Source organism: Saccharicrinis aurantiacus (assembly GCF_947489045.1).
Taxonomy (GTDB): Bacteria; Bacteroidota; Bacteroidia; order Bacteroidales; family Marinilabiliaceae; genus Saccharicrinis; species Saccharicrinis aurantiacus.
The window spans coordinates 19,553-34,059 of record NZ_CANLCN010000032.1 but is presented as its reverse complement, the minus strand read 5'-3'; the positions used below and the strand labels follow the sequence as shown (position 1 = coordinate 34,059).

The 14,507-nt window shown below is 36.8% G+C and carries 9 protein-coding genes; 6 read left to right on the top strand and 3 right to left on the bottom strand.

Annotated elements, in window-relative coordinates; all coding sequences use genetic code 11:
• Positions 1-110 precede the first annotated feature (110 nt).
• The 6 genes from QMO11_RS21200 to QMO11_RS21175 all read left to right on the top strand — a co-directional run bounded on the left by QMO11_RS21200 (position 111) and on the right by QMO11_RS21175 (position 9,294).
• Positions 111-524: a hypothetical protein gene (locus QMO11_RS21200; RefSeq protein ID WP_282039899.1), complete on the top strand. Its 414-nt coding sequence runs from the start codon at positions 111-113 to the stop codon at positions 522-524.
• 211 nt (positions 525-735) lie between these two features.
• On the top strand, positions 736-2,334 hold the full coding sequence (locus QMO11_RS21195) for a sulfatase-like hydrolase/transferase (RefSeq protein WP_282039897.1): 1,599 nt from the start codon (positions 736-738) through the stop codon (positions 2,332-2,334).
• Positions 2,335-2,449: 115 nt separating this feature from the next.
• Positions 2,450-3,004 carry an RNA polymerase sigma-70 factor gene (locus tag QMO11_RS21190; protein WP_282039895.1) on the top strand — a complete coding sequence of 185 codons (555 nt, stop codon included), beginning with the start codon at positions 2,450-2,452 and terminating at the stop codon, positions 3,002-3,004.
• A gap of 161 nt (positions 3,005-3,165) precedes the next feature.
• Positions 3,166-4,137: a FecR family protein gene (locus QMO11_RS21185; RefSeq protein ID WP_282039893.1), complete on the top strand. Its 972-nt coding sequence runs from the start codon at positions 3,166-3,168 to the stop codon at positions 4,135-4,137.
• 90 nt (positions 4,138-4,227) lie between these two features.
• Positions 4,228-7,671 (top strand): TonB-dependent receptor, encoded by a 3,444-nt coding sequence (locus QMO11_RS21180; RefSeq protein WP_282039891.1) that lies wholly within the window; start codon positions 4,228-4,230, stop codon positions 7,669-7,671.
• Positions 7,672-7,692: 21 nt separating this feature from the next.
• Positions 7,693-9,294 (top strand): RagB/SusD family nutrient uptake outer membrane protein, encoded by a 1,602-nt coding sequence (locus tag QMO11_RS21175; protein ID WP_282039889.1) that lies wholly within the window; start codon positions 7,693-7,695, stop codon positions 9,292-9,294.
• Positions 9,295-9,386: 92 nt separating this feature from the next.
• Here the strand turns inward: QMO11_RS21175 and QMO11_RS21170 are convergent, their stop codons facing one another.
• From QMO11_RS21170 to QMO11_RS21160, 3 genes are all read right to left on the bottom strand, one after another.
• Positions 9,387-12,416 carry a glycoside hydrolase family 2 TIM barrel-domain containing protein gene (locus QMO11_RS21170; RefSeq protein WP_282039887.1) on the bottom strand — a complete coding sequence of 1,010 codons (3,030 nt, stop codon included), beginning with the start codon at positions 12,414-12,416 and terminating at the stop codon, positions 9,387-9,389.
• A 331-nt stretch (positions 12,417-12,747) separates the two neighbouring features.
• Positions 12,748-12,969 (bottom strand): hypothetical protein, encoded by a 222-nt coding sequence (locus tag QMO11_RS21165; RefSeq protein WP_282039885.1) that lies wholly within the window; start codon positions 12,967-12,969, stop codon positions 12,748-12,750.
• A 19-nt stretch (positions 12,970-12,988) separates the two neighbouring features.
• Positions 12,989-14,422 carry a sulfatase-like hydrolase/transferase gene (locus QMO11_RS21160; protein ID WP_282039883.1) on the bottom strand — a complete coding sequence of 478 codons (1,434 nt, stop codon included), beginning with the start codon at positions 14,420-14,422 and terminating at the stop codon, positions 12,989-12,991.
• Positions 14,423-14,507 lie beyond the last annotated feature (85 nt).

Below are 14,507 nucleotides of genomic sequence, written 5' to 3'. Positions count from 1 at the left end.
TTAGATACTTAAATATAACAAATGCTTTGTTTCTTTTCTCTTAAAATAGAACTTTTCTTACGTCGAATTCACGTTATCCTACTAAAGAAATTGCCGACGCTGCAATACTATTGCAAGGTTTAAACGACAGGTATAAGAGCGATATATTAAACTCAAGCAACGGAGCTGAAACAGCTTACCTAAACTCGTATTTTACCGATTTGGCAAAAGAAGAAATGGTAGCTGCTACCATGGCTTTACCTGGAGTAGCTCCTTTAACTGAAGCGCTAAAGATATCGGCTAGTAATTTTGAAAACTCGCAAGCTGATTTATTAGATACGCGATTAAACGAGAAAGAGGTATTGGCAGCCACTAAGCTTAAAAAACAATTGGTAGCATTGGTAAACACCAAGCTAATAAGTGGTTTGCGTTACCGCCAATACATTGCCGATAAAGATTACACAAATGTATGCGCGGCTGTTGAAAAGTTAATTTCTGATGAAAATAGCAAAACACGCCAACGACGTAAAAACAAAGAGGAATAAACTAAACAATTAATTATAAAAGGGATTGATAAGGGAAGACCTGCTGAGAGGCTGGTCTTTTTTGTGTTTAACACTTTACATTTGTTCGCATACTCAGAAGCACTCCCTCTTTTAGCCCAAAGCACACAATATGTACACATACAAACAACAAACTGCATCATATTCACTTATTTTATTCATCGAAAATCAGAATCATATAAACTTTTGAATAATGAATATCATAAAACTTCTTGTTGTGGCCTTATTGGTATCAACAACTGCATTTGCAAAAACATCGAAGAAGAATGAAAAGCCGAATATCATACTCATTTATGCCGATGATTTGGGCAGAGGAATGCTTAGTACATACGGACAAAAATATATTACCACACCCAATATTGATAGAATTGCCGATTTTGGTATGCGTTTCGAAAATGCGTATGGTTGTAACTATTGTGCTCCTGCACGTGCCAGCTTATTAACCGGAATGCACGATGCACGACGCGATTTATTTAATATTTCAACAGCGGGTATTTACATGAATTTAGATAATGGCATGTCGTTTCAAGAAATTAAAGATGAGATACACGATGTGATGATTCCTGCCAAACCTAATGATGTATTTTTAGCTGAAGTAGCTAAAAAAGCAGGTTATGCCACTGCCGAATTTGGTAAAATAGATTGGGGTTTTGCCACAACTCCCGAAAGAATTGAACGCCATGGATGGGATTACCATTATGGTTTTTACGATCACCAACGTTGTCATGGTTTTTACCCACCGTTTTTATTTGAGAATGGCGAAAAGGTAGATATACCAGGTAATACACATGTTGATTGTGGATTAACCAATATGGTTGAATCGCCCGAAGGTTATAAAGCACGATGGGATATGACTGGAAAAGCTCAATATTCTGAAGATTTAATTGTGGATAAGATGATGGAGTGGATGGACGATCATCACAAGAATAAGCTAGAGCAACCATTTTTTGCCTACTTCCCTACACAATTACCGCATGGCCCCATTGCAGTTCCAGCAGTTCATCCCGAAGTAAAAAACAATCCTGATTTAACAGAAATGGAAAAAGAGTATGCCTCGATGATTAAGTATTTAGATAACTCTGTAGGCCAAATATTTGCCAAGCTTGAGGAACAAGACATATTAGATAACACCATTTTAATTTTTACTAGTGATAACGGCCACGAGGTATATGCGCGTCAGCCGGGACGCACAGATACCAAAAAGAACATGCAAACCGGCCAGAACTATGATGATGTACACACACGCTTTTTAAGTGATTTAAGTAATGATGTATTTGATGGAAACAACGGCATGTCGGGCTTAAAGCGCGCCAACTGGGAAGGCGGAACACGCGTACCTTTATTCTGGTTTTGGCAAGGTAACATCAAAGCAGGAAGCAGCTCTGACCAGCGTGTAGCCAACTACGATATATTAAATACAGTAGCCGAATTAATGGGTCAAGACCAAGAAAAAGGTAAAGACAGTAAATCGTACGCCAAAACATTATTAGGAGGCAAAAGTAAAGCACACGATTATATAGTACTATCATCACGAACCATGGGCCCATCAATTGTAACCCAAGATGGTTGGAAAATGAAATACCATATTAAAGGGAACTCATTTCAGTTATACAAACTAGATGAAGATTATAAAGAACTGAATGATTTGGCCATGAAATATCCTGAGAAGTTAGAAACACTTAAAACCATATTATTAAAAGAGTGTGGTGGCGATTGGCAAAATGGCTATGGTCCGCTTAAGGTAAAAATGGCATCGCAACAAAAAAGCATGAAGAAAAAGAAGAAGCATTAGTTCATTTTTACGACAAAAAAATTATTGTATATTGCATCCCAGCGATGCCAAACGAGGTAATTGTTAAATCAATTACCTCGTTTTTTTTTAAACCCCTTTCTTATTCAAATAAGCTATGATGAACATTTCTACAGATGCAAGTTGCGATTTTGAATCTATGTATAGAGTACACTATGTAAACCTTTGTAATTATGCACTTCGATATGTAAAAAGCACAAAAATAGCTGAAGATGTAGTTTCTGAAACATTTTATCTGCTCTGGAAAAATAAAGAAACTTTGAATGAGGTTAGCCATCTGAAAAGTTATTTATATAAATCGGTCTATAATAATTGTATTTTTTATCTACGTAGTAATAAACGAAAAGTATCCATTTCTGAAATTGGCTTACAAGTATTAGAAAATACGCCCAAACCAGAAAAAGATGCATTAGATAAAATAATTATCACCGAGTTAGAAGAATCTATTAAAAAGGCTGTTGAAAAATTACCAAATCAACAAATGAAGGTTTTCAAACTGAAACGTTTTGAAAACAAAAAAAACAAAGAGGTAGCTCACGAACTCAATATTTCAATAAAAACTGTAGAAGCTCATATGGCTAAAGCAACAAAAACTTTAAAGCAAGAGTTGCTACACTCCTACCCTCTCATCTTAATTTGTTTTTATTTGTAAAAACAAACAACCCCCCACAACAACTTAACAAACAAAGCCTAATGCAACTTTACATTGTATTACATCCTTGAATTTTGAAGAAAATGTAAAAAAACATTAAAAACAACTAAGGGTAAAACTGAATTTGTGCATCTATATAATAAACCCATTTTAAAAAACAGATGTACAATAATCTAGATCCTATTATTTTCGATTACTTATCAGGAGAATTAAGTAAAGATAACCGTATAAAGTTTGAAGAACTCTTAAATGATTCTGAAGAATTACAAAGCTATTATAAACAGCTTGAAGGAGAATATAAGGGTTCAAGTTCTTTGCACCAAAGTTATGATATTGATGCAGCCTTGCTAAAGTTTAAATCACGAACCACCAAGCCAAATATTCGTAAAATTTCTCCACTCCTAAAGGTAGCAGCCTCACTTGCTTTAATTATTTCTTTGTCGTCTTTAGCTTATTACTTAGGATATAACCACCATGCAGATGGAACTACCACAATAACTTGCGATAGAGGAGATAAAGCACAACTAATGCTGCCTGATGGTTCTCAGGTATATCTTAATTCAGAAAGTTCCCTCAGTTATAAAAATTCATATCAGAAAGGAGAGCGAAATATCTCTTTAACAGGAGAAGCTACCTTTAAGGTAATTTCCGATAAAAGTCATCCTTTTACAGTCACAGCACAGGGTATATCTATTATTGCAACCGGTACGCATTTTAATGTAATGGCTTATGCCGAAGATCAAATGATACGTACTGCCTTATTAGAGGGTGTGGTTAGTGTTACCTCAAGTAAAGATGTAACCACAATGCGTGCAGGGCAAGTAGTGAGTTATAATAAAACAGATAACACACTCCAATTAAACAAACACCTTAAGGCAAGTGAATTAGTGGCTTGGCAAAAGTCAGAATTAAACTTTGATAATGAAACGCTTCAGCAAGTAGTTAATCAGATGCAGCGTTACTACAACGTTCAAATTTCTTTGGATAAAAACATTGCAAATAAGCGCTTCTCAGGCAAAATACATAACGAAACCATCGATCAATTATTAATCATACTAAAAAACACCTTAGGGATTGATGTTGAAAAGAAAGATGATATGGTTTATCTAAATCAAAAGAAAAGTGCCTCGTAAGTGACTCTCAGCAAAAAGCGGAAAGTGTTGCAGCACCCTCCGCTTGGTAAATTAAAAACATAGTTTTTAACCTTAATGAAAATCAAATTTATGAAGTTTTATCTAGAATATTACTCACTTGGGAGTAATATATCAAAAAATCTATGGCTCAAAATGAAAATGCTCAGCTTGTTTTTATTTATTGCTCTACTACCTATTTCGGCTACTACACTGTCTCAAACAATCGATTTTGATAATGAGTTTAGTGGAAGTAAGCTTAATGAATTTATCAGTTTTGTTGAAGAAGAAACAAGCTACAAGTTTTTTCTTAGCTCATCGGAAATTGATACCCAACAAGAAGTATCTAAACCCATTGGTAATGTAAGTGTTACTGAAGCATTAGACAAAGTATTTACTCAATTAGATATTAATTATCAGGTAAGTGGAGATCATTCCATCATGCTACTTTCTAATAATATGCAAGCTGAAGAGGGCCGAATGATTACTGGTAAAGTTAGTGATGATGCTGGTTTATCAATCCCCGGCGTTTCAGTAGTAAAAAAAGGAACTACAACAGGTACCATTACAGATATGGATGGGAAGTATAGCTTAGCAAATGTAAAATCGGGCGATATCCTTATCTTTTCATTTGTTGGAATGGCGAGTCAACAAATTGCTGTTGGTTCACAGAGCACAATAGATATTACGCTGAAACAAGATGCTATTGGTCTTGAAGAGGTAGTTGCTGTTGGTTATGGTAGCATGAAAAAGGCAAACTTAACGGGAGCAACATCTATGGTAAAAGCAGAGGCTTTTGAAGATAGACCAGTGCAAAATGCTACTCAGGCACTACAAGGGCAAGTTCCGGGATTAAATATTTCACAAGTTGGCGGTGCACCAGGTAACGAGAAATTAAATGTGCAAATTAGGGGTTTAAATTCCTATGGAAGTAGTAACACACCGTTGGTTTTAATTGATGGTGTAGAAGGTAATTTAGCCGATTTAGATCCAAGTGTAATTGAATCGGTGAGTGTATTAAAGGATGCCGCTTCTGCTGCTATTTATGGTCTGAGAGCTGCCAATGGTGTTATTCTTATTCAAACTAAAAAAGGCTCAACCATAAAAAATACAGTTACTTACGATGGTAGTTATGCCATAAGTAATCCTACTATGATGCCCGATATGATTACTAATTCTGTTGACTTTATGAATTTATTTAATCAGTCCATCACGAATAATCCTGGCAAAAGCGGACTTACTCCATATCCGCAAGAAATCATCAATGCTTATGGTGCAAATAAAGGTGAGTTTTTATATCCAAATACCGATTGGGTTGATTTAGTAACGCAACAAGGTACTACGCAAAAGCATTCTATTGGCATTAGCGGTTCGGCAGAAGATACCAGATATAATATTGTATTATCAACGTGGCAGCAAGAGGGTGTGATGAAAACATCGGAATACAATAAAAACAATATTTACATTAACCTACAAACCAATCTGAATAAATATATTGAAGTGGGTACTGTGATTATGGGTATGGCATCGGATCGTGTTGGACCTAATGATGCATGGTCTAATCCATTAACTGCTGCTTGGAAAGTTCGTCCTACTTGGGGACCTTACACTGCCGATGGTAATTTAGCAGGAAAGGCCTTTTCTGGTTCAGAAAACGATCCGGATGGTTTTATGCACGATGAAGGGTTTACGCGCGAAAATCCGCTCGGCCCGTTGTACGGACAAAAAGGTTATTCAGATAATAAGTACAATTTTAATGGTAATTTATTTTTGAGAGCTAATATTACAAAGAATCTAGAGTTCTTTGCCAAAGGAGCTTATAAGTTTGATTATACCAAATCAAAATTCCAACGTCTTCAGTTTAAGGAATACAATTACAGAACAGGAGAATTTTTAAGGGTTGCAGGAAGTAATCCTCCAGAAATACAAGCCAATAACGAACATTGGCGCACAACAACCTTTTATTCAACGCTTACTTACAATAAGAATATTAATGATCATGGAATAAAAGCCATGGGAGGGATAAGTATAGAGAGCAGATTGCACGAATGGACAAACTCTTCTCGACTAGGAGTGGTTCACGAATCTCTTACGGAATTAGATGGCGCTGGAACGGACACACAAGCCACCGATGGCTCAATGTCGGAAAGTGCAGTGCGTAGTTTTTTTGGAAGAATAAACTATGATTATAAGGATAAGTACCTACTAGAAGTAAATGTACGTGCCGATGAAAGTTCTCGTTTTGCACAAGGAAACCGATTGGGCGTTTTTCCATCTGTTTCGGCAGGTTGGCGATTAGATCAAGAAGGTTTCATGCAAGATTCTGATTGGTTTGATCAATTAAAATTACGTGGTTCATGGGGGCAATTGGGTAACGATGGTAATAACGACTATGCTTGGCAATCAATTTACTCATTTGGTAGTAAAGCGCCAGTTCCTCATTATACAACATCATACTATAGTGGAACATATGGTTATCCGTTTGGGAATGGAGTAGATCCTGGTGTTGTTATGGATCGTTTAGTTGATCCGAATATCACATGGGAAACAACAACCATAACAGATATAGGTGCAGATATTAGTATTAAAAATGCATTGCTTACCCTTAATGTAGATTATTACAGTAAGGTAACAAGTGATATACTCCGACGTTTGCAAGTGTCACAAGAATCAGGAGTGATGGGACCACAGGTAAATAGTGGTGAAATGAAAAATACAGGTTGGGATTTCGTATTGGGTCATAATTACACCATCGGAAAATTTAAATACAGTATTTCAGGAAACCTATCGTGGTATAAAAATGAAATGACAAAATTTGGTGCAACCGAAATAAATGATAGAAATATTAACGAAGAGGGATATCCTTATAATGATTTCTATATGTATCAGTTTGATGGTTTTTTTGATACACAGGAAGAAATTGATAATGCGCCAGATCATCCCTTAGAACCCTACCTAGGTGGTATTAAAGTAAAAGATATTAGTGGCCCTGATGGGGTTCCTGATGGTGTTATTGATGGTGATGACCGTGTTCATATTGATGGACAACATCCTGATTTCTTTTACGGGTTTAACCTTTCTGCTTCTTATGCAGGTTTTGATTTAAGTATGTTTTGGCAAGGTGTGAGTGGACAAAAATCTTACCTAATGGATCATGGTATTGAGCCATTTACGCAAGATGGAAATAGTGCAAAAATGTGGTTAACAGAAGCATGGACTCCTGAAAATAAGGATGCGCAATTACCTGCTGTTTATCACCAAAGTGATATGGCTCAATATAATGGTAAACAGTTTGTGAATAGCTTTTGGTTACGCAACACTTCCTATTTCAGATTAAAAAACCTAACCTTAGGTTACTCCTTGCCAAAATCAGTAATTAGCAAAATTAAATTAGATAAGGTTAGGGTTTATTTTTCAGGAGATAACTTGCTCACATTTATGGCAGACGATTTATTTGGCATTGATCCTGAGGTAAAAACAAGTTACAACTACCCTAATACGAAGGTGTATACCATGGGATTAACCGTGTCGTTTTAAGAAATCTAAAGTTATTAAACAATGAAGAAATTAAATATATATCGATTAAAGAATGATAAAGCTTCAACCAATACTGACAGATTTGCTTTATCATATGTATTAGCTTTCCTGTTCATCCTATCTCTTTCAGGATGTTCTGATGATTTTTTAAATAAGAATCCTCAAGATAAACTGAATAGCGGTAACTTTTGGAAAACAAAAACAGATGCTGAGTTGGCTTTAGCGGGCTGTTATAGTCAGTTTCAGGCTCAGTGTTATGCCAATAGTAACGTTACTTATTGGATTTATCCTATTATGCTGCAAGGTTGGGAAGAGTTAACGGATAATGCCTATGGTTCTAGAGATAATGGTTTTAGAGATTTGGTGATAGGCAATTACAATCCCAATGGCGATTCAAAAAGAGTGATAAAAACACTTTATCCCGTTTCTTACAATGCCATAAATAGTTGCAATCTTTTTCTCGAAAACATAGAGCAGCTAGTTGATGTTATGTCAGCAGATGAAATAAACCAGATGAAAGGAGAAGTAATGTTCTTACGTGCTTATGCTTATTATTATTTAGGTGCATGTTATGGCGATGTGCCCATAAGAGTTGATGCCACTACTATTGAAAACCAATATACAGCTAAAAGTACGCAGATAGAGGTTTTTGAGCAGTGTATAAAAGATATTGATATGGCCATACCTATGTTAAGCGATAAGATGTACGATGGACATGTAATGCGTGGCGCTGCACAAACCCTAAAGGCAAAGGTTCTACTATATATGGCAACTGATTATGCAGGAGCTGCTGCAGCCGCAAAAAGTGTTATTGACTCTAAACATTATAGTTTAGTTGATGATTACTCAAGTTTATTTGTGGATGGTTCGCAGGATAATAATCCTGAAATTATTTATTCAATTAAAATGTATAACATTGAGGGGGAGTCTCCTGGTAGTAAGAAATCGCATCAGAATGTTATCGCGCGTTGGGGAAACCTTCATCCAACCCAAGAGTTTATAGATGCTTTTGAATGTACCGATGGTAAACCTATTACCGAATCACCTTTGTACGATGAAGCAAATCCTACAATAAATAGAGATCCTAGAATGGAGTTAATAATACAACCACAATGGTTTGATGAAGTTGAAATTAACCCGGTATTTGGTTTTGTATTTGTAAAAGGTATATCCCAAACAATGTTTGATAATCCACAGGACATTTTTAACGATGGAACAGACTATGTACACCTGCGTTATGCCGATGTATTATTGATGTATGCCGAAGCTATGATTGAAGATAATAAAGGGTCAGATGCAACTGTTTTGGAGGCTATTAATACGGTTAGGGCAAGAGCTTATGGTGTTGGAATTACGGAAACAGATAAGTATCCATCCATCACCACAACAGCAACTGATGAGTTGCGAGATATCGTAAGGTACGAACGTAGAGTAGAGCTTGCCCTAGAAAACAGTCGATATTTTGATTTAAAAAGATGGGGCATTGCAGAGCAGGTACTTAATGGTTTTGAAGGAGACCCTGTTAATAATAGAGTTTTTGAAAAACGCCATTATAAATGGCCTTTACCACAAACTGCGTTGGATAACAATCCTGAGTTGGTTCAAAATTCAGATTATAATTAATGTGTGTGAAGTAAATTGTATGAATGGGTAATAAAGAAGCTGTTTCAGACTAAATGAAACAGCTTCTTTTTAATAACAACCTATATAGAAACTTAGTAAACCCTTATTTCATCAATGCATAAACCATCGCCTTGTAGTGTTGTAATTTTAATGGTATTGGCACCCGCTTTTAAATTCTCGGTGGCTCCAATAATCTCCCAATTATTTCGGTAATTTTTAGTGGTAGGCAAAGTTATTTTCTGCTCTACTCCATTTACATTTAGCACAATCTTATACTCGCCCCTCAATAAATCAGAAGCACTGTATCTAATTTTAAAGTTAAATTGCCCTGCTGCACCATCATTCTCGTAGTACCACTCAACGCTGCCGCCTTCTTGCTTACCCATAAATACGTACGACTGTCCGTTAAAACCTTTACCCTTGTTTTGCACCACTGCATTTACGAGTTTGGCATCCTCGGCCTGATCGCCAGCTTCTACCATTTCACCTACCTCAGCATCAAAAATAAAACCTTCGTCCATAGCAAAACGTTCTTCCATGGTGCATATTTCATCACCATCAGCAATTACTAAAGCTTTAACCGTAGTGCCTAAAGCCACCTCAAAACTATTTTTATATTTCGATGATTTTGTGGTTGGCACACTACCATCTGTGGTGTAATACACCTGAATATTTGGATTTACTTTATCACCTCTAATATTCAACATTTGTGCATTAACACTCACTATATTTGACGTGATTTGCTTTTTCTCACCCAAAATAGATGCTGCCAATAAATTAATACTTCCCGTGGCATCAGTAGCCTCAACATAAGCTCTGGTTAAGCCATAAAAAGCATTGCGACTTTGTGCAAGGTAATGTTGCTCCACATCCATCGGACTTCCATTATCTAAGGCTTTAATATAAGCTGATCCAAATACTTTAAAGTAAGTACGGTTTTCGCCATACGGATACATTGTACCTTTGGCATCAGTAGTAGTTACGCGTACCTGCACCAAATCTTTGTTTTTGTTGGCCATTGGCGCACCATCAATACTCAAAGCAATTTTAGCAGGCGTATTGGCAGTAGTCATCGTTTTAGTTACGGTGGCTTTTCCGTTTTTATAGGCTACAGCTTTAATGCTTCCTGGTTTCCAAGGCACCAACCACTGGCAATTCATAGTATCCCAAGTTTTACCAGGCTTTATTTTCCCTAAAGATTGATCGTTAAAGAACAATTCTACCTCATCGCAATTAGAATATACCCAAACCGGAATCTCCGTTCCTTCTTTAATGGTTGGATGTGTCCAATGTGGTAAAATATGTGCCATTGGCTCTGTGGTCCACTGACTTTGATACATGTAATATAAATCCTTCTCAAAATTGGCTATATCAACCGCTCCTGATGATAATGCCTTAAAAGGCCATCCTCCATGATACTTAGTCTCGCCCAGATAATCGTAACCCGTCCATCGGTACGAACCTGCGAAATATGGAATATCGCGTAACTTCTCCACATTATGGCGCGAGTTTAAGCGGATAGTGGCATTATCGTAACTCGATAAGAAAATCTGCTTTGAGTTTACTTTTTCAGAATCCGGTGCCCAATCGTATGTAAAAACTTCTTCCTCTGTTAAATCAGGATAATAATGCGGGCGACGTTTTTCGTTAGGATATCCGTTACGATACCATGTTTTTGTACGATAATATCCTCTTACCTGCAAAGTATGCGTATTCTCCGTTCCGATAAAAACTTTGTCTTTAGGAACTTCATTCTCGATGAAACCCTTCATTTCACTAGAACCATTTACACCAAATACATCCATATCCTCAGAGTTTGAATGACCCGAGGTTACTGGTCGTGTTGGATCTAAATCATGACAAGTAGCCACTAGCTCAGGCGCTATATCGCCATGCGTTTCGTTACCTACACTGTAAATTACTATGGAAGGATGATTGCGACCGCGCTTTAGCCAATCGGTCATATCTTGTTTCCACCACTCATCGAATGAATGCGCACCATAATCGTTTTCTGCTTTCTGGTGCCAGCCATCAAAAATCTCGTCCATCACTAACATTCCCATCTCATCACACAAGTCGTAAAACTCCGGAGGACGCGGATAGTGCGAAGTGCGAATGGAGTTTACCCCCATATCTTTCATCTGTTGAATGCGGAAGCGACGAATTTTATGCGGAACTGCCACACCCAATGCACCAGCATCGGCATGATTACAAACACCCTGTAGTTTTACATTTTTTCCATTCAACCACATACCTGTTTCGGGTATCCATTTAATATCGCGCACTCCAAAACGCGTATTCACCACATCAAGCACTTGCTTACCTTGTTTTACTTCGGTTTTCAAGGTGTATAAATACGGATTATCGGTATCCCAAAGCATTGGGTTTTCAATAGTCAGCACTTGTTTTTCAACACTCTGTTGCTTGCTTTCTAATTTTAGTTTTGCATTGGCTGATGCTACCACTTTTCCGTTGGCATCCTTAATGCTCGAAACCAATGTTATTTTGCTGCCTTTTTCTGTTTTATTAAAAAGCTCGGTATCTACACTAACCACATTACCCTCTGTGCGGATGCAAATACCCGATTTAGGCACGTGTATATTCTCTTTCACATCAATCCAAGTATTGGCATAAATACCCGAACCGGTATACCAACGAGCTGATGGCTGTTTGTCATTATCAACCCTAACTGCAAAGCTAATTGTATTAGAATTAGCTACTTCTTCTGAAATATCGTAAGCAAACGAAACCCATCCGTAAGGGCGGTCACCAAGCTTTCGGCCGTTAGCCCAAACGGTACTATTCATGAAAACCCCATCAAAGGCAATTTCAATATGTTTGCCTTTCCACTCTTGCGGAACTGTAATGGTTTTACGATACCATCCAATCCCAGCAGGTAAATAACCACAAAAATGTGCCATCGGATTATCTTTGCTGTATTCGCCTTCGATGCTCCAATCGTGAGGTAAGTCGAGCAGACGCCAACCTTCATCTTCAAAGTTTGTTTGTTCCCATCCGTTTTCATCGCCTAAACTAAAACGCCAATCCTCATTAAAATTAATGTGCTGGGCGCTGATATTTATACATAAACATAAAGCCGCAAAAAATAATAATTGTCTCATTCTGTAGGTATCTTTTATTCAATTATTTTTAATAAAACGATCTATTTATGATAATTGACCATCACTTTCTTTCTCAAAAATAACTCAAGAAGAAGAATCATCTGTGCTTACTTGTGTTGCAGTTGTTTCTGTGCGTATATCATATATTTAAGGCTCTATAAACTCTTTTAGATATCGCCTTTATTGAGTTTATTAACGGTAAAAAACGTAGCAATTAGATACATGAAAGCCAGTTGGATAATGGAATCCAACTGGCTCATTCTTTTATTTATCTCTGATTTTCTGAAGCTACTTCATATTGTATTAAAATACCATTAGCATCTTCTAAAAATTACCATTTATAGTCATCAGCAAAGGTTTTTTCGGGAATTGTATATTCAGTGATTACTGCTGCATAATTTGTTTTATGAGCATTATCATTCTTAAGCTTATAATCCTTTCGCAAGTTAAAAGACAATCCATTCTTTTGCATGGTATCTACAAATTGCGCTTGGCTTGGCAGTATTAAACAACATAGAAACATTGCTATTACAAAAGTTTTTATTTTTTTCATATCCCTACTTATTAATATTTTACTCGTAAATCAACTTGTATTTAGGATCTAGTATAGGCTCATCAAACTGCTTCATTCGAGCTTTTAATACTGACATCATTTCTTTGGCTGCAGCTTTATATTCGGGATGTTTGTAGTAATTAACTACCTCATCTGTGTCGCGCTGCAAGTCGAATAACCAAGGCTCGGTTTTGCGTGTCAATATTAACTTATATTTACGACTCACCGCACCAACCCATATTTGGTTTGCTTCGGCCATGTGCACAATTCTATCATCAACCACCAATTGTTCTTTATTAAAGAAGTCTTTAGCAGTAGCCTCCCCATCAAATTTAGCTTGGGTTTTAAGGCCTGCCATTTCAATTAAGGTAGGAGCAAAATCGGCATTGGTATAAGCTTTTCGAATCACTTTTCCGGCAGGGATTTTATTTGGATAACGCACTACATAGGGTATTTTAGTTGACCCCTCATACGAGATACCTTTGTTTATCTTTTTATGTTCAAAAAACATATCGCCATGATCTGAAGTAAATACCACTATGGTATTATCAACTAAATTATTATCATCCAAAAATTGTAAAATATCCCCCACTCTATCATCAATATGTTTTACCATTCCAAAATATTGGCGAAGTGCTTTTACGTTAAAACCCTTAGCTTCAGTTTTCTCTCCCAATGCCCAAATGGGGCGTATATCTGCATACTCAGGAGTCATAGTTTTAGGCATCTGTAAATCCATATCATCATACATGGTATGGTAAGGAGGTTTGGCATAATCGGGTGTATGCGGATCAGGAATTGAAACCATTACACAAAAAGGTTTGTCTTTATCGCGTTCTAATACATCCAAGGTTTTATCAACAAAGTAATCCGTTAAATGCACCACTTCATCTTGAGGGAAATCTTTATATCGTTTTGCATTTAATGCTTTTACTCCATCAGCAGTTACATGGAAATATGGGTTGTGCCCTCCACTCATCATGTAAGTATTATCTTCCCACCCGGCTTTATACTGTATATTAAAGGTATATTTAGGGGCTTCCTCTAAATGCCATTTTCCTAAATAAGAAGTAGCGTAACCATTCTCTTTGAGTATTTGCGAAAATGTAGGTACATCATGCCGTAAATCCATTCCATTTTTAATTACACCAGTTCCCTGACGATATAAGCCTGTCATCATTGAAGCGCGCGATGGACCACATACTGGAGATGAAGCATAATAATTCATACAAATAGCACCTTCATTTGCAATACGGTCAATATTAGGAGTTTCTACTCCCAAACCTTTACCCCACACGTAGGCCTGATCTTGGCTCATTTGCTCACGATAACAACTTAAGGTTCTAAAGTTATGCTCATCGGTGTGAATTATAACAATATTTGGTTTTTGTGCCCTAAGTACAACAGCACAAACTGATAGTAGTAAAACGAATTGTAGTTTTAAGAGATTCATGTTTTATAATTTTGGGTTCCTGTATTTAAATGATTCTAATTTTAATTTAAAGAAATACAAAACTAGCTAGTTACCTGTGTCTCCC